Source organism: Desulfocurvus sp., from assembly GCF_023230885.1.
In the GTDB taxonomy this organism is placed as follows: domain Bacteria; phylum Desulfobacterota; class Desulfovibrionia; order Desulfovibrionales; family Desulfovibrionaceae; genus Desulfocurvus.
The window spans coordinates 24,284-45,375 of record NZ_JALNWM010000002.1 but is presented as its reverse complement, the minus strand read 5'-3'; the positions used below and the strand labels follow the sequence as shown (position 1 = coordinate 45,375).

Genomic DNA, 21,092 nt, shown 5'->3' with positions numbered 1-21,092 from the left:
GCTGGGGGCCTTCGACCTGCCCGGGCAGCGCGCCGTGCTGCATCCCGACGTGGCCGCCGCCCTGGGCGGTTTCGACCCCCTGGACGAGGTGGCCGCGGCCGGGGCCCGGGGGCCCCGGGGCGACGAGGTGCGGCGCACCATTGCCTTCTACCTGCGCTACTACATGGCCGGGCACATCCTGCCCAAGGTCGACGCGGCGGGCATGGCCCATTCCCTGGAGGTGCGCGCCCCGTTCCTGGACACGGCCCTGGCCGAGTTCGCCTGCTCCCTGCCCTCGCACATGAAGCTGCGCGGGCTTACGCGCAAGTGGCTGCTGCGGCGCATGCTGCGCCACCGGCTGCCCGCGCCGGTGCTGGCCCGGGGCAAGAAGGGCTTCGGCATCCCCCTGGCCAGGTGGCTCAAGGGCGGGCTGCGCGGCATGGCCGAGGAGCTGCTGTCCGAGGACCGGCTGCGCCGGGGCGGGCTGCTGGAGCCCCGGGCCGTGCGCGGGCTGCTCGCGGCGCACCTGCGCGGCGAGCGCGACAACCGCAAGGAGCTGTGGACGCTGTTGTGCCTGCAACACTGGCTGGACGGGCAGGGCCTGGCCTGAGAGGGGGGTGTTGTGTGCGTCGCTACGCGGATTTTCCTGGCCTGGGGGGCCCTGGCCGTCCCGGGACGCCTGCGGACGCGGGCGGGGGGGCGCTGATGCCCGGCGGCCTGCGGCTGCTGCTGGTGAGCCACGAGTTCCCGCCCCTGGCCGGGGGCGGCTCGGGGGCGGCGGCCAACCTGGCCCGCGAGCTGGCGGCCCTGGGCCACGAGGTCACGGTGCTGACCTCGGCCCTGGCCGGGCTGCCCGCGCGGACGCAGGTGGGCGGGGCCCTGGTGGTGCGCGTGCCCGCCGCGCGGCGGCGGGCCGACCGGGGCGGTCCCGGCCATTTCGCGGCCTTCGCCCTGGCGGCCGCCCTGCGCGCCCCGGCCCTGGCCAGGGCCCGGGGCGTCCAGGCGGCCCTGGCCTTTTTCGGCCTGCCGGGGGGCGCTGCGGCCCTGTGGCTGCGCCGCCGCTGCGGGCTGCCCTATGTGCTGGCCCTGCGCGGGGGCGACGTGCCCGGGCAGCAGCCCGGGGAGCTGGCCCTGTGGCACGCCCTGGCGGGCCCGGCCCTGCGCGCGGTCTGGCGCGGGGCGGCCGCCGTGACGGCCAACGGCCCCGGGCTGGCGGCCCGGGCGCGGGCCTTCGAACCCGGCCTGGCCGTGGAGCTGGTGCCCAACGGGGTGGACCTGGAGCTGTTTTCCCCCGCGCCGGACCGGGCCGCCGGGCCGCTGCGCCTGCTGCTGTGCGGGCGGCTGGCCCCGGGCAAGGGGCTCCGGGCCCTTGTGCCCGCCCTGGGGGCCCTGGACCCGGCGGCGCCCTGGACCCTGACCGTGGCCGGGGACGGGCCGCGCATGGGCTGGCTGCGCGCGGCCCTGGACGCCGCAGGGCTGGCGGGCCGGGTGCGCCTGCTGGGCTTTGTGCCCCGCGAGGCCATGCCCGGGGTCTACCGCGAGGCCGACGTGCTGGTGCATCCCTCGCATTTCGAGGGCCAGTCCAACGCCGTGCTGGAGGCTATGGCCTCGGGGCTGGCGGTGGTGGCCTCGCGGATTCCGGGCTGCGCCGAGCTGGTGCGCCCCGGGGAGAACGGGCTGCTCGTGCCGCCCGGCGACGCCCCGGCCCTGGCCGGGGCCCTGGGCGGGCTGCTGGGGCGGCCCGGGCTTGCCGCGCGCATGGGCCGCCGGGGCCGGGAACTGGCCCGGGCCCACGGCTCCTGGGCCTGCGCGGCCGGGCGCTACGCCGGGCTGCTCGGGGCGGCGGCCGGGCGCTGAGGCCGGCGCGCCAGACATGTTTCGGCGGGCGGCGCGGGCGCGTCCGGCCGCCGGTCCGCCGCGTTGATAAGCCGCGGCGGCGGTGATACATCCGCAATGCCCCCGCGCCTTTGCGCGGCGGCAGGGCCAAGGACGGCCACAGCTTCCGGAGGGTCAGGGCACATGGATTTGCAGGGAAAACGTTTTCTGGTCATCGGCGGGGCGGGCTTCATCGGCTCGCACCTGGTGGACGAGCTGTGCCGCAGGGACGTGGCCGAGATCCGCGTCTTCGACAACTTCAGCCGGGGCCGCGAGGAGAACCTGGCCCAGGCCCTGGCCGACCCGCGCGTGAACATCTTCCCCCACGGCGGGGACATCCTGCACCGCGACATCCTGCGCGCGGCCATGCAGGGGGTGGACGGCGTGTTCCACCTGGCGGCCCTGTGGCTGCTGCACTGCTGGGACTATCCGCGCTCGGCCTTCGAGGTCAACGTCGGGGGCACCTTCAACGTGCTTGAAGCCATGCTCGACGCCGGGGTGCGCCGACTGGTCTACTCCTCCTCGGCCTCGGTCTACGGCGACGCCGTGCGCGAACCCATGAACGAGGACCACCCCTGCAACAACACCAACTTCTACGGGGCCACCAAGATCGCCGGGGAGCATATGTGCCGCGCCCTGCACCACCGCTACAAGGGCACGGACAGACACTTCGACTACTGCGGGCTGCGCTACATGAACGTCTACGGCCCGCGCCAGGACTACCGGGGCGCCTACATCGCCGTGATCATGAAGATGCTCGACCGCCTGGACCGGGGGCTGGCGCCGGTGGTCTACGGCGACGGCAGCCAGGCCTACGATTTCGTCTATGTGGGCGACTGCGCCCTGGCCAACGTGCGGGCCATGGAGTCCGGGGCCACCGACGCCTGCTACAACGTGGGTACCGGGATCAAGACCACGATCAGGGAGCTGGCCGGGCTGGTCATCGAGCTGACGGGCTCGGACCGGGAGATCCACTACGAGCCCGCCGGGCTGACCTTCGTCAAGAACCGCATCGGCGACCCCGCGCGCGCCGAGGCCGAGATCGGCTTCCGGGCGGACAGAGGCCTGCGCGAGGGCCTGGCCGAGCTCATCGCCTGGCGCCGGGCGCACATGCGCCTTGTGCGCGAGCGGCGCCGGGAAGCGGGGTTGCCCGATGAAGACTGACGCCCTGGCCGCGACCGGCGCGGCGCCCGAAGGCTGGGAGCGGCGCGAGGTGCCCATCGCCCTGCCCGCCCTGGGCGAGGAGGAGTGGCAGGCCATGCGCGGGCCGGTGCTGTCCGGCTGGGTGACCCAGGGGCCGCGCGTGGCCGAGTTCGAGCGCGCCTTCGCGGCCCTGCACGGCGTGGAGCACGCCGTGGCCACCACCAGCTGCACCACGGCCCTGGCCGTGCTGCTGGCCGCCCTGGGCGTCGGCCCGGGCGACGAGGTCGTGGTGCCGGCCTTCACCTGGGTGGCCACGGCCAACGTCGTCCTGCACACCGGGGCGACCCCGGTGCTGTGCGACGTGGACCCCGCGACCTTCAACATCGACCCCGCGCGGCTGGCGGCCTGCGTGGGCCCGCGCACCCGGGCGGTGATGCCCGTCCATCTTTTCGGCCTGGCGGCGGACATGGACGCCCTGGGCCGCGCGGCCCCGGGGCTGCCCATGCTTTGCGACGCGGCCTGCGCGGCGGGCACGGGCCTGGGTGGTCCGGCCCCGGCCGGGAGCCTGGGGCTGGCCGCGGCCTTCTCCTTCCACCCGCGCAAGGTGGTGACCACCGGCGAGGGCGGCATGGTGACCACCAACGACGCGGCCCTGGCCGAGCGGGTGCGCATGCTGGTCAACCACGGCGCGCAGGTCAGCGAGGAGCAGCGCCACCTGGGCCCGCGCCCGTACCTGCTGCCGGCCTTCACCGCCCCGGGCTTCAACTACCGCATGACCGACATGCAGGGCGCAATGGGCGTGGTGCAGGCGGGGCGGCTGCCCGGGCTGGTGGCCGGACGCCTGGCCCTGGCCCGCGCCTACGGCGAGGCCCTGGCCGACCTGGACTGGCTGGCCCTGCCGCCCCTTGTGCCCGGCCACGGCTGGCAGTCCTTCGTCTGCCGCGTGCTGGAGGACCGCGCCCCGGTCCCGCGCGATACGCTCATGGAGCGCTTGCAGGCCCTGGGCGTGTCCACCCGGCCCGGCACCCACGCCGTGCACGTCCTGGACTGCTACCGCGAGCGCTTCGGCTTCGCCCCCGAGGACTTCCCCGGGGCCCTGGAGTGCCACCGCACGAGCATGGCCATCCCCCTGCACAACCGCATGACCATGCAGGACCTGGATTACGTCGTGGCCTGCCTGCGCGCGGCCGGGAGGGGCTGACCGTGTGCGGCATCGCCGGGGTGGTGGACTATGGCGGCGCGCCGGTCTCCCCGGTGCTCATGCGCCGCATGGCCCAGGCCCTGGCCCATCGCGGGCCCGACGGCGAGGGCGTGTTCACCGACCGGAGCGCGGGGTTCGCCCACCGCCGCCTGGCCATTCTCGACCCCTCCCCGGCGGGCAACCAGCCCTTCCTGTGCCCCGAGGGCCGCTATGTGCTGGTCTACAACGGCGAGGTCTACAACTTCCAGCAGCTGCGCGCCGAGTTGCAGGCCCAGGGCCACGCCTTCCACACCCGCACGGACACCGAGGTCGTCCTTGCGGCCTGGCGCCAGTGGGGGCCGCGCTGCGTGGAGCGCCTGAACGGCATGTTCGCCTTCGCCGTGTGGGACCGCAGGGCGCGCACCCTGTTCCTGGCCCGCGACCGCTACGGCATCAAGCCGCTGTACTGGGCCGTGGTCGGCCAGGCGCTGCTGTTCGCCTCCGAGGCCAAGGCCCTGCTGGAGCACCCCGGCCTGGAGCGGCGCGTGGATCACGAGGGCCTGCTGGAATACTTCACCTTCCAGAACTTCTTCACCGACCGCACCCTGCTGGAGGGCGTGCGCATGTTTCCCGCCGGGTGCCGGGCGGTGGTGCCGTGGGAGGGTGGGGTGCCCGCGGCCCTGCCCGTGGAGCGCTACTGGGACTTCGACTTCCGCGAGCCCGAGGGCCCCGTGGACGAGCGCGGGTGCGAGGAGGAGCTGACCCGGCTCTTCCGCCAGGCCGTGCAGCGCCAACTGGTCAGCGACGTGGAGATCGGGGCCTACCTCTCGGGGGGCATCGATTCCGGAGGGGTGGCCGCCGTGGCCGCCGCGGAGCTGCCGCTGATCAAGACCTTCACCTGCGGCTTCGACCTGCATTCGGCCTCGGGCCTGGAGCTGGGCTTCGACGAGCGCAAGACCGCCGAGCACCTCTCCTACCTGTTCAAGACCGAGCATTACGAGGTGGTGCTCAAGGCCGGGGACATGGAGCGCGTGCTGCCCAGCGTGCTGCGGCACATGGAGGAGCCCCGGGTGGGCCAGTGCTACCCCAACTACTGCGTGGCGCGGCTGGCCGGGAAGTTCGTGAAGGTCGTGCTTTCGGGCACGGGGGGCGACGAGCTGTTCGGGGGCTACCCCTGGCGCTACTACCGCGCCGTGGTCAACGACGACTTCGAGAACTATGTGGACAAGTACTACATGTTCTGGAAGCGGCTGATCCCCAACAGCGCGCTGCGTACGCTGTTCCGCCCCGTGGCGGGCAGGCTCGGCCACGTCTGGACCCGCGACATCTTCCGCGACGTGTTCCGCACCCGGCCCGAGCGCCTGGACCGGCCCGAGGACTATGTGAACCACTCCCTGTACTTCGAGGCCAAGACCTTCCTGCACGGGCTGCTGGTGGTGGAGGACAAGCTGTCCATGGCCCACGGCCTGGAGATGCGCGTGCCCTTCCTGGACAACGACCTGGTGGATTTCGCCATGCGCCTGCCGGTGCGCATGAAGCTCGGCAACCTGGGCGAGGTGGCCAAGATCAACGAGAACGAGCCGGGCAAGCTGCACAAGTATTACCAGCGCACCCGCGACGGCAAGCTGCTGCTGCGCCGGATCATGGCCGCCCACATGCCCGCCGAGATCGCCGGGGGCGTGAAGCAGGGCTTTTGCGGGCCCGACGCCTCGTGGTTCAAGGGCGAGAGCATCAACTATGTGCGCCGGGAGATTCTCGACTCCCGCGCCCTGCTCTACGAGTACATGGACCGCCCGACGGTCCATGCCCTGGTGGAGGACCACCTGTGCGGGCGCGAGAACCGGCGGCTGTTCATCTGGTCGCTGCTGTGCTTCGAGTGGTGGTTGCGAACCTTCCTGCGCTGATCCTGTCCGCGCTGATCCGTCCCTGTCTGCCCGTTTTTTCAGCCCCCGCCCGGCTCCAGGCCGTCGGTGATGGCCCGCAGGGCCGCCGCCGCCCCGTGGTGTCCGGCCAGCCAGGCTTGCGCGCCCCGGCCCAGGGCCGCGGGGTCCGGGTCGCCCTGGGCCAGGGCGGTGAAGGCCCCGGCCAGCTCCCGGGGCGTGGCGACGTTGATCACCGGCGGGGCGGGGATGCCCTCCCGGGCGTAGGCCGCCGCGTCCAGGCGCATGACCACCGGCGTGCCGCAGCCCATCGCCTCCAGGGCCGAGGTGCCGGGATGCCCGATGCGGAACTGGTCCAGGGCGAAGTCCGCCCCGTGGAACAGCTCGGCCAGCAGCGGGCGGGAAAAGACCCGGGGGATGAAGGCCACCCGGTCTTCCAGGCCCAGGCTCGCGGCCATGTCGCGCGCCCGGGGCAGGTCGGCCCCCCAGCCGGTGAACAGCAGCCGCAGGCCCTCGGTTCGCGGGGCCTGGGCCAGGGCGTGCAGGGCCATATCCTGGCCTTTCCAGAAGAAATCTACCCGCGAGGGCACCAGGCCGACCACGGCCCCGCCGGGCGCGGGCAGGCCCAGGCCCTCCAGGGTCCGGCGCAGGGCTTCGGGCCGGGGCCCTGCGGGCCCGGGGGCCAGGGGCGCGGGAAACAGCACCAGCCGGAAGGGGCAGCCCAGGCCCGCCTCGCGGACGTTGCCGGTGTGCCCGCCGCCCGCCGTGGGGTTGGCGTAGGTCGCGAAGCGGGCCTTGCGGTAGGCCGCGCGCAGCAGCAGGCGGGTGAGGGCGGCGGCGGCGCGGTCGCGCGGGGAGGTGCCGCCCGCCTGCGGGCCCAGGCCTGCGGCCATGCGGATGTCCGATCCGTGGGGCCAGATGCAGAAGGGCCGCCCCGAAACCAGGGCCAGGATGGTGGCGTGCACGCCGCAGGCCACCACGGCGTCGCAGCGGCGCATCAGCCGCAGCACGGCCCCCGCGTGGGGGCTGTTGCGGTACAGCCAGCGCACCAGGGCCGCGTGGTGGGGGCGGGCGTCCAGGGCGGGCATGGGTTGCGGGTCGTCCAGGGGGTCGGCCAGCCAGGGCGGGGCGTTCCAGCCCAGGGTGCGTTCCCAGCGGCTCCAGGCGGCCCAGTCCCAGGCGTTGGCGGCGGACCATTGCTCGAAGCTCAGGCTGAGGCGCATGTCCTGCCAGCAGGGCTGGCTGAAGACGGTGGCGTTGTCGCGGTCGCGGATGAACAGGGGCCGGGCGCCCAGGTCCGCGAAGGCCCGGGCGGCCACATAGAGGTTGTTGACCATGCCGCCGTAGAAGGCCAGGCGCATCAGGGCCCGTCCTTGCGGAGCAGCAGCTCGTGGACGGCGGGCAGGCCGAACATCCGTTCGGGGTAGATGGGCGGCACGCTGTCGCGGCGCCCGGGCGGGCAGGACAGGGAGCCCTCGGGCCCGCAGCCGAGCACGGTCAGCCCGTTTGCCCGGGCCAGGGCCCGCAGCCGTCCGGCGGTCAGGAATATCCTGGCGGGCCGGCCCAGGGCGGTGCGCAGGGTGGTCATCACGGCGCTGGCGGCCTGGTTCCAGTCGCGGGCGCGCAGGCCCCGGGTCCAGAACATGTGCGCCGTCCAGCCCGGGCCGTTGGCGTCCAGGTAGGCCCGCCCGCCCGGGCGCAGCACGCGGCGGAACTCGGCCAGGGTCCGCGCGGTGTCGCTGAACATGAACGCCCCCCGGCAGAACAGGCCGTCCACGCTGGCGTCGGCGAAGGGCAGCGCCTCCAGGCGCCCGTGGCGGAAGGCGCAGTTGGCCGCGCCCATGGCCCCGGCCAGCTCGCGGGCCACCAGCAGCCTTCCGGCGTCGATGTCCACGCCCTCGGCCTGCCCGTTCAGCCCGGCCAGGGCCACGGTCCATTGCCCGGTGCCGCAGGCGGCGTCCACCACGCGCCCCAGCCCCGCAAGCCCCAGGGCCGCGAGCCGCGCGGCGTAGTATCCGGGCGTGCGCGTGCCCGTGAACTGGGCCATGAGGAACTCGCGCTGGTAGCCGCCCAGGGTATCCAGAACCTCCCGGGGCAGTTCCCAGCCCGCCTTGCGGATGTCTTGCATGTCGTCGTGAGTCATCGTTCCCTGTCGCTTCCTTGCGCCGCCCTTGTGTTTCAGTGTGGTTTTTTATATGATTTCAAATATTCGGCAGATCGCTGTTGTGGTGCTGAAAACAATCTTCTGCTTTTCCTGAGGAGGATGAAATGTCCACCAGAAAGAAATCTTTTGTGCTTTCATTGCTTCTTTTCTCTGTCCTGTGGGCCATCCCGGCGATGGGCACGACATGTCTGAACTATGGGGGGAAGGCGTATATCGCACCTCTTCATTACTACACATCGACAAATGGTGCCAGGAGGAACAATATCTATCTGAGCAATGTTTCCTCTGGAACAGTGTCTGTCACTGTAAAGCTGTATAATGATAGCGGCGCGCCGCTGACGCAGATTGAAACGATTGACGGCACCTTTTATCAAGGCGCGGCGATCAATATATCACACAATGTCGCCGCAGGAACGGTGACGTTCAACTTGGCCACGAAGACGACAGCCGTGCTGCAACTGAAACCGAACGCCGCAGGAACGTATGTCAACGTGGGCTACGGGGAGGTTGTGTGGGCCGCCGAGAACGTTGAGGGGCCCGCCCTCCTGGGACGGGTGAGGACGTTCTTCGAGGATCCCAACAGCAACCTGGACCCGATGGGCACGTTTGTGCTTAACGGCGGCCAGCCGTTCTAAACCGCCGGTGAGCGAGCTGCCGAGGGCGGGGCGCTGGCCTGAGGGCGTCCCGCCTCACTCCTCCCCGAACCTGTGGAAGCGGCAGACATACTCGCCGCGCATCATCGCCCGCACGGTGTCGCGCGGGCGCTCTTCGGATATCTTTTCCTTCACATACAGGTTCGTGACGTATCCCGTCGAATATTTGTTGAAAATCATTTCGTGGCCCATGCACAGGCCCAGGGTCAACTGCACGCCGCAGCCCAATTTGTTGAGAATCAGGGCCTGCCCGGCCGGGTTGCAGACGATCCAGTCCGTGTCGCGGTCCACGCCCACGTCGCGCACTGTCCAGCCGCCGACCTTGCACAGCACCACCGGGGCGTCGAAGCCCTCGGCGCGCAACAGCCCGCGCAGGAAGCGCGCGTCCTCGATGTAGCGCAGGCAGCTCGCGATGCCGATGCGCCCCTCGCCCAGGGCGCGGGCGAAGTCCACCACATGCTCCACGCGGCTCTTGGCCGCGCCCCCGGTGCCGATGAGCCTGCCGAAGGCCTGCCACAGCCGGTGGGCGTCGGTGCCCTCGGTGCGGCACAGCTCCCCGGCGCGGGCCAGCACGTCGGCATGCAGGCGGGTGGGGCAGTCGGGGGGCGCCTGGTCCGGGCGGCCTTCGAACAGGGCGCAGCCCCTGACGCAGCGGCAGCCGCCGTCCTGCGGGGGGCGCTCAGCCACGGCCGGACTCCGGGCCCGGGGCGCTGCCCAGGGCGTCGAGTTCGGCGCGCCAGGCCGCGCGGTGCTCCTTGAGGTAGCGGTGGCGCTCCAGGAGCTTTTCGGTGCGCGGCCAGCGGTTGCCCACGCGGTCCACCGCGTCGCACAGGTAGCGCTCCATGCGCCGGATTTCGGCGTAGTAGTCCGTGGGCAGCTGGTACTCGGGCATCCACAGGATGCTGCACTCCGAGCACATGGGCCCCCGGGCCTCCACAACGTCGAAGCGGCGCTCCAGCAGGGCCCGGCGGAAGGCCGTCATCCGTTCGCCGTTCCAGATTGCTTCCAGGGGCGCATCGCCCACGTTGCCGATGACGTAGCGCGAGTCGTAGTCGTAGATGCAGGCCACAACGTCGCCGTTCCAGCGGATGCCGACCACGTCCCACGGGCTGTTGCAGCAGGGCCAGTGGGCGTGGGGCCTGCCGCCGGTGTCGACCTTGGCGTTGGCCTCCTCCACGGCGCCCATGTAGTTGTGCAGCTGGTAGACGGAAACGTGGCCCACGGGCAGGCGTTCGAGCATCTCGCGGAAGACGGGGATCTCGTGGCGGTTGGCTTCCTCTTCCAGGATGTTGATGTCGCAGGCGAAGTAGTTGCGCTCGCGGCCGATGTCCAGGTCGCCCCATATCTCCATGTAGTCCAGGATGTTGTCCATAACCTTGTGGAAATGGTCGCGCCGCTTGACGCGCAGGTAGGTCTGGGGGGTGATGGCGTCCAGGGAGAAGACGAGGTAGTCCAGCCCGTTGGCGATGAGCTGGGCCGAAAGCTCGCGGGTCAGGGCCACGCCGTTGGTGTTCAGCTTGGTGAAAAAGTCGTAGTGCGTGCCCGCCAGCCGGGCCATTTCGGCGATCTCCCGATGCAGCAGGGGCTCGCCCTGCTGGAACAGGCACAGCTCCGTGCTGCGGTTCCAGCCCTTGATGTCGTCCATGATTTTACGGAACAGGGCCATGTCCATGAAGCCCTTGGGGCGGGTCATCTTGCCGTCGTGTACGCAATGCACGCAGTTCAGGTTGCAGACGTTGGTCGGCTCGATGAACACCCGGCGCGGGGGGAACGGGCAATGGACGCCGCCGGACAGAACGGTGTCGATATAGCGCAGGCGGTGGCGCTGCTTGGTCAGCTCCAGCTCCATCCAGTCGTTTCGGCTCAGCACGGGTGGCTCCCCTCCCGGCCCTTGGGCCGGGGCAGACGTTGTTTTCCGGGCGGCGCGGTTTCCACGCGGATGTGGGCCTCGGCCCGGGCGGCCAGGTCCAGGGCGGCCTGGCGGTCGGCCCCGCCCGCGATGACGAATCCGGCCCTGTCCGCGCCCACGCGCACGGGGCGCACGGTGTCGCCCGGGCCGGGAAAGACCTCGCAGTCCAGCACGCCCTCCCAGGCGCGGACCTCCTCCAGCCCCGCGACGCGGCGGACCACCCCCGGGGCCGGGGTCAGGAAGCGGTAGACGCAGCCGCGCGAGCGCGTGGGCTCCAGGCTCCGGGGCGCCCGACCCAGGGCCAGGTCCAGCACGGCGGCGAACACGTCGACCCCCGTGACGTAGGGCACGATGGGGTCCGGGGTGCCCCCGCCGCCGCAGCGCGCGCCGACCTCGAACAGCCGGGGGCCCCGGGCGGTGACGCACAGCTCCACATGGGCCGGGCCGTGGTCGATGCCCAGGGCCCGCACGGCGTCGCGCGCCGCGGCGCAGGCCGCCTCGCGCGGGCCGGGGGCCAGGGCCGTGGGGTAGATCACGCTGCGGTCCACCCGGTAGGGCTCGGGCGTCTTCTCCTTGTCGCCGATGGCCAGGACGTGGGTCCGGCCTTCGAAGGTGAAGGTCTCCAGGCTGTGCTCGCTGCCGCGCAGGCATTGCTCGGCCACGATGCGGGGGTCGTCGTAGAAGCTGCCCGCGAAGGCGAAGGCCTCGGGCAGCTCCCGCATGGCGCGCACCATGCGCACGCCCCGGCTGCCGCCGCCCCGGCTGTCGGCGGGCTTGACCACCAGGGGCAGCCCCAGGCGCCGGGCCGCCGCCTCCAGCCCGTCCAGGGTGCGCACCACCTCGAACTCCGCCGAGGGCACGCCCGCGGCGGCCCACAGGGTGCGCATGCGGGCCTTGTCCGTGGCGTTGGCCGCCGCGCCGGGCCGCAGCCCCGGCAGCCCCAGGGCCTGGGCCACGGCCGCCGCCGTGGGCACGCCGAAATCGTTGAGGGCCACCACCGCGTCCACCCGCAGCCGCCGCGCCGCGTCCACGGCGGCGGGGATGTCGGTGATGTCCACGGCCAGGGGCGTGTCGGCCAGGGCCAGCCCGGGGGCCGCGGGGTCGCGGTCGAGGACCACGGCGCGCAGCCCCAGGCGCCGGGCGGCCCGGATGCAGCGGATGTAGTAGCGCGACGCGCCGAGGATCATCACCCCAGGGGTCCGGGCGGTCATGCTACTGGCCCATGATGCTGCGCCGCAGCAGTTCGCGTTCCACGGCGTCGAGCCGCCGCCGGTCCTCGGGGGCGTCGGCGGGCACGACGCGGCCCGCCCCGTCGCAGACCCCGAGGGCCCGCGTGGGCCGGGCCACGCAGTCCACCACCACCTCGCCCGGGCGGCCCACCAGCCCCCCGGCCACAACGGGCACCCCGGCCAGCTCGGCGCGGCCCATGGAGCGGGCGGCGATGCGCCGGGCGCCGAGCAGGGCGTCCAGCTCCGCGGCCAGGGCCGCGCGCATGTCGGGGCGCACCACGGCGATGCCCAGCCGCGCGGCGGCCTCCAGGGCCGGGCGCGACACGGCGCCGATGCCCGCGTCCACGACGAAGCCGGCGCCCAGGGCCTCCACGGCCTCGGGGCCGATGGCCGCCGCGCCGTCGCCGCGCGCGAAGCCCACCAGGGCGTCGGCGCCCCCGGCCGCCCGGGCCGCCGTGGGCGCCGCCTCGGGCCGGGCCGCGTTGACGCTCCAGGCCGCGAAGGCCCCGGCCTCGGCGGCGAAGGATTCCGGCGGCGCGCCCCAGACGCGCACCCGCGCCCCGCGCTCCAGGGCCGCCAGGATGAAGCGCCGCGACAGGACATCCAGCCCGGCCACGGCGATGGTCCGGCCCTGATAGCCGCCCAGCAGCTCGCCCAGCTGGCGGACCACGCTGTGCGCCCAGGTGCGCAGGTCGGAATAGGGCGCGACCTCGCTGTGCCGGGTGCGCAGCGCCGCCCGGTGGGCCAGGGACGCCCCGGCCCCGGGCTTCTGGTCCGCGTCCACCAGCAGCAGGTCCACGATGCCGTCTGCGGCGGCCACCACGGCGTCCAGGGCCGCGAGCCCGTCCACCTCGACGCTGCCGATGACCGCCCCGAAGCCCTCCTGGACGAAATGGGACACCCGGGCCCCGGGGCCGGAGTCCAGGCGGCCCACGACGTTGAGCACCGCCGTCTTGCCTGCCTTGCGCGCCTGGGCGCGGATCTCGCGGGATTTTTCCGCCACGGCCCGGCCCAGGGGGCCGCTGGCGCTGGCGAACCCCGAGGCGCCGGGCACGCCGGGGGGCGGGGCGTCGTCGGGGGGCCCGGGCCGGGGGCGGCGTGCGGCCAGCCGCGCGGCCAGCTCCTCCACCAGCTCCGGGGCCGGGGCGACCCGGTCGCGCTCGCACACCGCCAGGATGAGCTCGCGCAGGTCCACCCCGTGGCGCTCGGCCGCCGCCCGCAGCAGGGGCGTGAACCCGGAGTGGAAACCGGCCAGGCCGCCGGTGACGTGCAGCGGGTCGACGCCTCCGGCGCGCAGCATGGGCCGGATGAGCCCCTGGCCCACGTCCATGATCCGCCGCAGGTCCACCCCGGTGCGTACGCCCATGCGCTCCAGGGCGGCGACCACGGTCTCCGTGGCCGCGTTGCCGCCGCCGCGCCCCAGGCCCTGGAGGGTCGTGTCCACCCGGGCGGCGCCGCAGGCCACCGCCGTCAGAATATTGGCCGTGCCCAGGGCGAGGTTGTCGTGGCCGTGCAGGCCGACGGGGATGGACAGGGCGTCGGTCAGCCGCCCCATGTATTCGCGGATGTCCTCGGGCAGCATGTGCCCCGCGCTGTCCACCAGGCAGACCATGCCCGCGCCGAAGGCTTCGAGCCGCCGGGCCTGCGCGGCCAGCTCGCGCGGCGCCAGGGTGTAGGATTTCATCAGGTTCGCGCAGACATCGAGGCCGAGCTTCCTGGCGTGCTCGATGTGCGGCGCGGCCAGGTCCACGTCCGGGGGGTTGGTGCCGATGCGCACGAAGTGCATCCCGTGGGCCCGGGCGAGGTCCAGGTCCTGGAGGCGGCCGATGCCGGGGATGTGGAACATGCCCCAGGCCGCCCGGGTCAGCGCCCCGGCGACGGCCGCGAGATACTGCTCGTCGGAGGACGCGGCCTCGCCCTTGCCCCGGGCTGCGGCGCCAAGGCCCAGGCCGTGGCCGACCTCGATCAGCCGGACCCCCGCGCGCTCCAGGGCCAGGGCGATGGTCGCCGTGTCGCGCGGGGTGAACTGGAAGTCCACCGCGTAGCTGCCGTCGCGCAGGGTGCATTCGAGTATTTCCACGCTGCGCGGGGTCATGCGGGCTCCAGGCCGAGCAGCCGGGCCAGGGTCCGGCCCAGGACGTTGTCCAGCTTGTCCGGCTCAAGGTCGCGCCCCAGGGTCCGCAGCCGGGCGATGTACTCGCGGGGCGTGTATTCGGGAAAGTCCGAGCCCGCCACGCAGACCCGGTCGCGCCGCCCGAGGGCGAAGCGGATGTCGGCGTCCAGGGACGACCCGGCGTAGTAGAGGGCGGTCAGGGACAGGTCCAGGGTCAGGTTGGGGAATTTGCCCGCCATGTCCGCCAGGGCCAGCAGGTCCGGCCCGCCGCCGTGCAGCAGCACCAGGGGCGTGTCGGGGAAGCGGGCGGCCAGCTCGTGGACGGTGTCGGCGGGGGCCCTGGACAGGGCGGCGCCCGGGCCGCGCCAGATGGTGTCCAGCCACACGGGCAGCGGCCGCGCGCACAGGGCGTTGGCTTCCAGCAGCGCAAGGCAGCGCGGGTCCAGCGGGTCGTAGCCGTTGAGCCGGGGGTGCAGCTTGAGCACGGCGAAATCGGCCTCGGCGTCCAGCTCGCGGCGCATGGCCGCCGCCCGGGCCGGGCTGGGCGCCCGCGACGGGTCCAGGGACGCGCCGGGAATCAGGCGGTCGCCGTGGGCGGCGCAGGTCCGGGCCACGAAGCCGTTGTCGATGTGCCCGGCCAGGGCCACGACCACGGCCCTGTCCACCCCGCCGGCGTCCATCTCGGCCAACAGGCGGCCCAGGCTCGCGTCGTGGCGCGTGCCGAACCAGGATCCGTCCGGGGTGACGTGGACCAGCGAATCGATTACGGGCATGGCGTTCCTGGCGGGGTGCGGCACGATGCCGGTTTGCCCCCGCGTGGCAGGATATGGTATGCAAAGAGTCGGCCAAAGGGCAACCGAAAGTCCCGGCGCGGCGGCGTGGAACGCGCCTTGCAGCGTCTGCCCCGGCCGCCATGCCCCCGGAGGAATCCCCGATGGTCCTGCTTACGCCGCATGCCGCCCTTTGGGCCCCCGCGCCGCCGCGCCGCGCGCCGGGGGCGGCGCGCGCCCGGCGCGCGGGGGCCTTGTGGCGGTGATCCAGCGCCTGCCCGCGCCCGCGCCGGCGTGCGGCCCCTGCCCTTTCCCTTCCGGGGGGCGCTGTCCCTGTCCTTCGATGCGGATTGCCTGGGGTTCGCCTTCTTCGAGGCCCTGATGCGCCTGCTCAACACGCGCGGGCCCACGCCCCTGGGGCCCGGGCTGGGGCTGGAAACGACCTCCAGCCTGTTCTTCTACAGCCAGCGGCGGGAACATTTTTCCTATTTCAGCGGCCTTGGGCCGGACGCGCCGCGCTGCGCCGAGGCCGACCGCCTGGACGACTACCTGCGCGCGGGCTGGATCGACGCCAACCACGCCTTCGGGGACTTCAGCCCCCGGGGGGGCTTCGTGCGCGCCCACGCCCTGCGCGCCTACGAGACCCTGGCCGCCCTGGGCGCGACCCTGCCGGTGTTCACCAACCACGGCCCGGCCAACAACGTGCAGAACGTGGCTCCCGAGGCCCCCTGGCGGACCTGGCAGCGCGGCGACGCGCCCGGGCATCCCGCCTACCACGCGGACCTGTTCCCCGGGGCCGGGGTGCGCTTCGTGTGGGCCGACTCCATGATCAACGAGCTGGCGCCGCCCGGAGCCCTGGCGCGGCTGCGGGCCCTGGCCCGCCAGGGGCGCCACGCCCTGGGGCCGCGCCAGCTCCGCGCCCGGCGGCTGTCCTTCCCCTGCGCCCTGGCCGACGGCACCCGCGTGCGGGGGTTCTTCCGCTTCCGCTCCACCGGGGAGCCGCCCCCGGCCCTGGGCAACCTGGGGCGGCAGCTGGCCCAGGTGCCCTGGGACGCGCTCTACGCCCGCCGGGGCTGCGTGGTGGTCTACCAGCATCCCGGGGTGCTGGAGAAGACGGCGGGGCGCGTGGTTCCCTGCGGGGTGCAGGCCGTGGCCGCCCGGGCCCGGGAGCTGCTCGCGCCGCTGCGTTTCCTGGCCCGGGAGCGGGAGGCCGGGCGGCTGTGGGTCTGCGGCCTGGCGCGGCTGCTGCTTTACGGCGAGCTGCTGGCCTCTGTCCGCCTGCGCCGCCTGGGGCCGGGCGAGGTGGAGCTTTGCGGCGGCGATCCCGCCCTGGCGCCCCGGGAGCGCTTCCAGGGCCTGACGGTCTACGACCGCTCCGGGCGCGGGCTGCGGCTGTGGTGCGCCGGGCGCGAGCTGGCCACGGTCCGCAACCCGGCCGACGAGACCGGCGCGGCCTCCGTGTCCGTACCCCTGGTGCCCCTGGAGGACATCTGGTCCTGAGCGTTGGCACCGATGATGCATTCCGCTGGGCGGCAAACAGGTTTTCCCCTCTTCTGGAGCAGAGGATGGCACCGAGACGAGAGAGGATCATGGCCGGGGCCGACGGCGCGGCGCCCGGCGCAGTGCGCGTCCTGACCCCGCGCGGGGCGGACGCCCTGCGCGACTGGGCCCGGCGGCGGGGCTATCCCTGCCGCGCCGTGGGCGAGCCGGGGTCCGTCGGGTTTTTGGCCCGCTGGTCCGCCCTGGCCCGTGGCGGCGGGCCGCTGCTGTACGTCGACTATCCCCAGGACGATGCCGCCGACGAGGCCCTGCTGGACCGTTTCGTGGCCGAGGCCCTGGCCCGGGGGCAGGGGCTGTATTACGCCCCCAGGCCCAATGGGCGCCTCGGGGCCGCCCCCGTGGCCCTGGCCCTTTTGCCCGCCGCCCGGCCCGTGCCCTTGCAGGCGCTGGTTCTGCGGGCGGTTCTGGGCGCGGCGCGCGTCCCGTTCCTGCGCCTGCGCCTGGGCCTGCGCATGCGCATCGAGGGCGCCGTGCGCGCCGCGCGGGCGCGCCTGCTTCCGCTGGCCCCGGGCCCCGGCCCGGCCCCCGGGGCGGCGCCCGCCGAGGTGGCCCCCGGCTGGCTGGCCCAGCTGGGCGGCCCCTGGCACTCCTGGAACCCGGGCCGCGAGACCCTGCGCCGCGACGTGGTCGGGCGCGCGCCGCGCTTTTACCCCGCGCCGCGCACCTTGCAGATCTGCCTGCTCAACAAGTGCAACCTGCAATGCGTCATGTGCCCCTACCACTCCCCGCACTACACGCCGCACCACGCCTCGGACTACCTGACCCGCGCCAGGAGCATGACCCCCGAGGTCTTCGCCCGCATCGCCGAATACGCGGGCAGGCACCGCATCGGCCTGTTCTTCGGGCAGATCGAGGAGCCCCTGCTGCACCGGGACATCTTTGCCTTCTTCCGCCAGGCGCGCGCGCGCGGGGTGCGCGAAATCCATCTGTCCACCAACGCCACCCTGCTGGACGCGGCAAAGGCGCGGGCCCTGGCCGCGTCCGGGGTCACCTCCGTGCGCTTCAGCCTCGACGCCGCGACCCCGCAGACCTACCGGGCCATCCGCGGCCGGGACCTGCGGGAGGTGGAGCGCAACGTGGCGGCCTTCCTGCGCCTGGCCCGGCCGCGCGGCATCGCGACCTCCGTGGCCTTCATCCTCCAGCCCGAGGCCATCGGGGAGCGCCATGCCTTTCTGGAGAAATGGCGCGGCATGGGCGTGGACGGCGTGGTGGTCTACGGCCTGACGCGCTACGACCTGCGCACCGGCGAGCCGCTGGTGGACGGGCGCCTGTGCGACCCCGGCCGGCGCTACCCCTGCTCCCAGCCCTGGATCCAGGCGGCCGTGTTTCCCGAGGGCCAGGTTTCGGTGTGCTGCCGGACGCTGGCCTCGGTGGGCTGGCGCGGTGTCTTGAGCATGGGCGACCTGCGCCGGGAGGATTTCGAGGCCATCTGGGCCGGGGAGCGCTTCGCCGCCATGCGCGGGGAGCTGTTCGACGGGGCCGTCCGCGAGTTCGACATCTGCCGCGCCTGCCCGGCGTGGCCCACGGACGCCTACCGCGTGGAGGACACCCCGCGCTGGCGCCGGTCGTACAACTTCTTCATGGAGGAGTTCCTGTTCAACCGCGGGAGGCCCTGGTGACCCCCCCCGGCGCGCGGCGCCCCTGGCAGGACGTGGAGCGCATCTTCCTGGTGATGAACTATTTCGGGATCGGCGGCTCCGAGCGCCGTTTCGCAAATTATTTCAATTATATCGGCAGCAGGTGGGACGGGCGGACGGCTTGCGTGCTCAACCGGGGCGTGTATGCGCACTGCGTGGGGGCCGGGCTGCTGCGTCCGGGGCCGCACCTGGTGCCCCTGGGCCTGCGCGACAGGCTGCCTTTCGCCTTCGGGCCGGGGGCCCGGGCGTGGTCCGCGCTGGAGCGGCTGGCGGTGCGCCGGGGGCTGCTGCGCCTGTTCTCCGGCGCGCGCGACGCGGCGGCCTATGCCATCGTGGGCGGGGTGGAGTTCCTGCCCCTGCTGCCCTGTCGGCGCAAGGTCGCGGCCTTCGTGGATCCGGAATGCGCCGCCCTGGACACCCCGGCCTGGCGCGCCCTGCCCCCGGGGGTGACCGTGGCCGCGTCCACCGAACGGCTGGCCGGGGTTCTGCGCGAGCGGGCCCGGGGCCGCGGCTGGCGCATCCTGGCCGACCCGTGCAGCTTCATCGATTATTCCAGGATCGCCGTCCGGCCCAAGGAGCCGCTGGCGGTGTTCTGCGCGCGCCTGAGCCCGGAGAAGCAGCCCGGGCTGTTTCTCGACGCGGCGGCCCTGGTGGCGGCGCGCGACGCGCGGGCCCGGTTCCTGATGCTGGGCCGGGGGCCCCTGGAGGCCGGACTGCGCGAGCGGGTGCGGGCCCTGGGCCTGGAGGGCCGGGTGGAGATCGGTTTCAGCCAGGATCCGCCTGCGGTCCTGGGGCGCTCGGCGGTGTATGCCGCGTTGCAGCGCACGGACAACGCCCACAGCCAGGCCCTGCTGGAGGCCATGGCCAGCGAGAACGCCGTGGTGGCCACCGACGTGGGCCAGACCCGGGACTATGTGGACCAGAGCTGCGGGGTGCTCGTTCCCGGCGAGGCCCCGGCCCTGGCCGAGGCCCTGGGCGGCCTGCTGGCGGACCCGCAGCGGTGCGGCGCCCTGGGCCGCGCCGCCCGCGCCCGCGCCACGGAGCGGCATACGGTGGAAGGCTTCCACCGGCATATGGACTTTCTCATGGGCCCGGGCGGGGCGGCCCGGCCACCGGCGCCGTGACGCCGGAGCACACCAACGCCGAAACCATCGCCAGGGGGCAGTCATGCGGGCATCATGCCGTGAGTTGTTGCGTCGGGGAAAACGCCTTGCCCGGCGGGCCTTGAGCCCGGCCAAGCCGTTGCTGGAGGGGCTGGTCCAGGCCGAGTGCGCCGTGGCCGCCCGCTGGGCGGGCGCGGCCCACGGCCGCCTGCTTTCCGTGCAGTGGGGCATCCCCCCGGTGGCGGAAAATTTCGAGCACGACATCGACCTCTACCACCTGTGGCCCGCCCGGCGCAGCGCCATGTGGGTGGAGCGCGGGGTGTTCTCCGGGCTGGCCCTCAAGGGCGGGGACGTGCTCGACCTGTGCTGCGGCGACGGGTTCTACGTGCGCAATTTCTTCAGCCTGCGCAGTCGGCGCGTGGTGGGCGTGGATTTCGACCCGCACATCATCGCCACCGCCCGGCGCAAGCACGCGGCGCCCAACGTCGAGTTCCTCGTGGGCGACATCCGGTCCGCCCTGCCCGGGGGCAGCTTCGACAACATCGTCTGGGACGCGGCCATCGAGCATTTCAGCCCGCAGGAGACCGCGGTCGTCTTCCAGGCCATCCGCCAGCGGCTGGCGCCGTCGGGCGTGGTCAGCGGCTACACCATCGTCCAGCGCGGGGAGACGACCAGCCTCCCGCTGCACGAGCGCGAGTTCCGCAGCAAGGAGGAGCTGCTGGCGGAGGTGGCCCCGCATTTCGCCCATGTCACGGTGTTCGAGACCGAGTATCCCGAGCGGCACAACATCTATTTCTGGGCCTCGGACGGGGTCCTGCCCTTCGGCCCCGACTGGCCCGGGCAGTGCCGGACCTAGCCTAGCCGCCGCGCAGCCTGCGCCAGGCCCCGCGCAGGGCCCGCAGGGGCGCCGCCAGGGGCCCCAGGCGCAGGGGCACGGCCAGGGGCCCCAGCAGCAGCAGGCACCAGTCGTCGGCAAGGCCGCGAAGCCAGGCCCGGGGCCCCCGGCCCCCCGGCCCCCGGCGGGCGCCCGGCGCCGCGCCCGGCAGGTTCGCGGCCAGGCCCTCGAAGGCCCTGGCGTAGGGCGCGTAGACCCCCGCCCGCAGGGCGCCCCGCAGCCCGGCCCCGTAGCCCGCCAGGCCCGAGCGGTATAGCCCCGGGGCCAGCCGCCTGAAGCCGTGGAAATGGTACAGCAGCAGCGGCTCACCGCCGACGCGCACCCCGTCTGGCCCGGCCTGGGGCGGAGCCCCGGCGGCGTTCCACGGCGCGGCGTTCAGCCCCGGGTGGGTCAGCACACGCACCCCCTCGAACAGCTCCGGCCAGCGGTCCAGGTATTTCTGGTCCGCGAACAGGCCGTTCTCGGGCACGTCGCGGCACCAGTCCAGGCAGCGCCCGGCCCACCAGCGCAGCACCTCCCTTGCGCGCGCGTCGTTGCGCAGGCTGATCCAGCCGACGTTGAACCGCCCGAAGCGCAGCTTGTATTCCAGCCCCGGGGAGAAGCGGTGCTCCACGATGCCCACCGAGGCGTCGCCCAGCTCGGCGAAGGCCGGGTCCGGCGCGGCGAACAGCAGCGTGTCCGCGTCGAGGTAGGTCACGTCCGCCGCGCCGGGGGTCCGCTCCAGGACGAACAGCGGCAGGAGCGGCGAGCAGGTGAAGTAGTATTCGACGCGCGAGCGCCCGGCCCGGGCCCGGGCCAGGCGGGGCTCGAAGTCCTCCAGGTCGGCGGGGGCGATTACGCGCACCGTGTCCGGGTGCCGGGCGCGCAGATGGGCGCGGACGGCCTCGTCCAGCCCCAGGACGTGCAGGACGAACGGCCCGGCGTGGCGCCGCAGGGAGGCGATGAGCAGCTCGCCCTGGACCAGGTAGTTGCTGTCGAAATAGGTGCAGTAATGGCGCATGG

At 73.5% G+C, this 21,092-nt stretch carries 18 protein-coding genes; 10 read left to right on the top strand and 8 right to left on the bottom strand.

Translation table 11 applies throughout. The annotated features are described in order from the left end of the window. The 5 genes from M0P34_RS00375 to asnB form a co-directional block, all read left to right on the top strand. On the top strand, nt 1-589 hold a 589-nt coding region (locus M0P34_RS00375), incomplete at its 5' end, for an asparagine synthase-related protein (protein WP_291495163.1). A 95-nt stretch (nt 590-684) separates the two neighbouring features. Further along, nucleotides 685-1,836 (top strand): glycosyltransferase family 4 protein, encoded by a 1,152-nt coding sequence (locus M0P34_RS00370; RefSeq protein WP_291495160.1) that lies wholly within the window; start codon nt 685-687, stop codon nt 1,834-1,836. A 162-nt stretch (nt 1,837-1,998) separates the two neighbouring features. After that, nucleotides 1,999-3,018 carry an NAD-dependent epimerase/dehydratase family protein gene (locus tag M0P34_RS00365; protein ID WP_291495158.1) on the top strand — a complete coding sequence of 340 codons (1,020 nt, stop codon included), beginning with the start codon at nt 1,999-2,001 and terminating at the stop codon, nt 3,016-3,018. Continuing rightward, entirely contained in the window at nt 3,008-4,198 is a 1,191-nt protein-coding gene (locus M0P34_RS00360; RefSeq protein ID WP_291495156.1) for a DegT/DnrJ/EryC1/StrS family aminotransferase, read from the top strand. Before M0P34_RS00365 ends, M0P34_RS00360 begins: the two co-directional genes overlap by 11 nt. A 2-nt stretch (nt 4,199-4,200) precedes the next feature. Next, complete coding sequence (asnB, locus tag M0P34_RS00355; protein WP_291495153.1) at nt 4,201-6,081, top strand: asparagine synthase (glutamine-hydrolyzing); 1,881 nt, start codon at nt 4,201-4,203, stop codon at nt 6,079-6,081. Between the two features lie 38 nt (nt 6,082-6,119). Here asnB and M0P34_RS00350 read toward each other — a convergent pair whose 3' ends face one another. Beyond that, nucleotides 6,120-7,418, bottom strand: a complete 1,299-nt coding sequence (locus M0P34_RS00350) for a glycosyltransferase (protein WP_291495151.1) — start codon at nt 7,416-7,418, stop codon at nt 6,120-6,122. Then, nucleotides 7,418-8,200, bottom strand: a complete 783-nt coding sequence (locus M0P34_RS00345) for a class I SAM-dependent methyltransferase (RefSeq protein ID WP_291495149.1) — start codon at nt 8,198-8,200, stop codon at nt 7,418-7,420. Before M0P34_RS00345 ends, M0P34_RS00350 begins: the two co-directional genes overlap by 1 nt. Before the next feature lie 125 nt (nt 8,201-8,325). Here M0P34_RS00345 and M0P34_RS00340 point away from each other — a divergent pair, with 125 nt between their 5' ends. Further along, nucleotides 8,326-8,856, top strand: coding sequence for a hypothetical protein (locus M0P34_RS00340; protein WP_291495141.1), 531 nt, complete (start codon nt 8,326-8,328; stop codon nt 8,854-8,856). Nucleotides 8,857-8,910: 54 nt separating this feature from the next. Here the strand turns inward: M0P34_RS00340 and M0P34_RS00335 are convergent, their stop codons facing one another. Genes M0P34_RS00335 through M0P34_RS00315 form a run of 5 tightly spaced genes read right to left on the bottom strand, consistent with a single transcriptional unit; the run spans nt 8,911 to nt 14,898 of the window. Beyond that, a complete protein-coding gene (locus M0P34_RS00335) occupies nt 8,911-9,561 on the bottom strand; it encodes a DUF1847 domain-containing protein (RefSeq protein ID WP_291495138.1) in 651 nt (216 codons plus the stop codon). Then, on the bottom strand, nt 9,554-10,744 hold the full coding sequence (locus M0P34_RS00330; RefSeq protein WP_291495136.1) for a radical SAM/SPASM domain-containing protein: 1,191 nt from the start codon (nt 10,742-10,744) through the stop codon (nt 9,554-9,556). The genes M0P34_RS00335 and M0P34_RS00330 overlap by 8 nt, the downstream gene beginning before the upstream one ends. After that, the gene (locus M0P34_RS00325) at nt 10,738-11,994 is read right to left on the bottom strand and encodes an ATP-grasp domain-containing protein (protein WP_291495134.1); all 1,257 of its coding nucleotides are present in this window, start codon (nt 11,992-11,994) and stop codon (nt 10,738-10,740) included. The genes M0P34_RS00330 and M0P34_RS00325 overlap by 7 nt, the downstream gene beginning before the upstream one ends. Nucleotide 11,995: 1 nt before the next feature. Then, nucleotides 11,996-14,107, bottom strand: a complete 2,112-nt coding sequence (locus tag M0P34_RS00320; protein WP_291495132.1) for a 4-hydroxy-2-oxovalerate aldolase — start codon at nt 14,105-14,107, stop codon at nt 11,996-11,998. After that, nucleotides 14,104-14,898 carry an amidohydrolase family protein gene (locus M0P34_RS00315; protein ID WP_291495130.1) on the bottom strand — a complete coding sequence of 265 codons (795 nt, stop codon included), beginning with the start codon at nt 14,896-14,898 and terminating at the stop codon, nt 14,104-14,106. Before M0P34_RS00315 ends, M0P34_RS00320 begins: the two co-directional genes overlap by 4 nt. 291 nt (nt 14,899-15,189) lie before the next feature. Between M0P34_RS00315 and M0P34_RS00310 the strand changes: the two genes are divergently transcribed. The 4 genes from M0P34_RS00310 to M0P34_RS00295 all read left to right on the top strand — a co-directional run bounded on the left by M0P34_RS00310 (nt 15,190) and on the right by M0P34_RS00295 (nt 20,051). Continuing rightward, on the top strand, nt 15,190-16,395 hold the full coding sequence (locus tag M0P34_RS00310; RefSeq protein WP_291495129.1) for a hypothetical protein: 1,206 nt from the start codon (nt 15,190-15,192) through the stop codon (nt 16,393-16,395). 65 nt (nt 16,396-16,460) lie between these two features. Beyond that, nucleotides 16,461-18,074, top strand: coding sequence for a radical SAM protein (locus tag M0P34_RS00305; protein ID WP_291495127.1), 1,614 nt, complete (start codon nt 16,461-16,463; stop codon nt 18,072-18,074). Beyond that, entirely contained in the window at nt 18,071-19,216 is a 1,146-nt protein-coding gene (locus tag M0P34_RS00300; RefSeq protein WP_291495124.1) for a glycosyltransferase, read from the top strand. Before M0P34_RS00305 ends, M0P34_RS00300 begins: the two co-directional genes overlap by 4 nt. A 100-nt stretch (nt 19,217-19,316) precedes the next feature. Then, a complete protein-coding gene (locus M0P34_RS00295) occupies nt 19,317-20,051 on the top strand; it encodes a class I SAM-dependent methyltransferase (RefSeq protein WP_291495122.1) in 735 nt (244 codons plus the stop codon). 1 nt (nt 20,052) lies between these two features. Here M0P34_RS00295 and M0P34_RS00290 read toward each other — a convergent pair whose 3' ends face one another. Further along, entirely contained in the window at nt 20,053-21,090 is a 1,038-nt protein-coding gene (locus M0P34_RS00290; protein WP_291495120.1) for a glycosyl transferase, read from the bottom strand. Nucleotides 21,091-21,092 lie beyond the last annotated feature (2 nt).

What these genes read in the sequence shown, in the direction of transcription:
- M0P34_RS00345 (WP_291495149.1), bottom strand. Translation starts at nt 8,200, where the DNA reads ATGACTCACGACGACATGCAAGACATCCGCAAGGCGGGCTGGGAACTG.
- M0P34_RS00360 (WP_291495156.1), top strand. Translation starts at nt 3,008, where the DNA reads ATGAAGACTGACGCCCTGGCCGCGACCGGCGCGGCGCCCGAAGGCTGG.
- M0P34_RS00320 (WP_291495132.1), bottom strand. Translation starts at nt 14,107, where the DNA reads ATGACCCCGCGCAGCGTGGAAATACTCGAATGCACCCTGCGCGACGGC.
- M0P34_RS00325 (WP_291495134.1), bottom strand. Translation starts at nt 11,994, where the DNA reads ATGACCGCCCGGACCCCTGGGGTGATGATCCTCGGCGCGTCGCGCTAC.
- M0P34_RS00340 (WP_291495141.1), top strand. Translation starts at nt 8,326, where the DNA reads ATGTCCACCAGAAAGAAATCTTTTGTGCTTTCATTGCTTCTTTTCTCT.
- M0P34_RS00315 (WP_291495130.1), bottom strand. Translation starts at nt 14,898, where the DNA reads ATGCCCGTAATCGATTCGCTGGTCCACGTCACCCCGGACGGATCCTGG.
- M0P34_RS00290 (WP_291495120.1), bottom strand. Translation starts at nt 21,090, where the DNA reads ATGCGCCATTACTGCACCTATTTCGACAGCAACTACCTGGTCCAGGGC.
- M0P34_RS00370 (WP_291495160.1), top strand. Translation starts at nt 685, where the DNA reads ATGCCCGGCGGCCTGCGGCTGCTGCTGGTGAGCCACGAGTTCCCGCCC.
- M0P34_RS00350 (WP_291495151.1), bottom strand. Translation starts at nt 7,418, where the DNA reads ATGCGCCTGGCCTTCTACGGCGGCATGGTCAACAACCTCTATGTGGCC.
- M0P34_RS00305 (WP_291495127.1), top strand. Translation starts at nt 16,461, where the DNA reads ATGGCACCGAGACGAGAGAGGATCATGGCCGGGGCCGACGGCGCGGCG.
- M0P34_RS00365 (WP_291495158.1), top strand. Translation starts at nt 1,999, where the DNA reads ATGGATTTGCAGGGAAAACGTTTTCTGGTCATCGGCGGGGCGGGCTTC.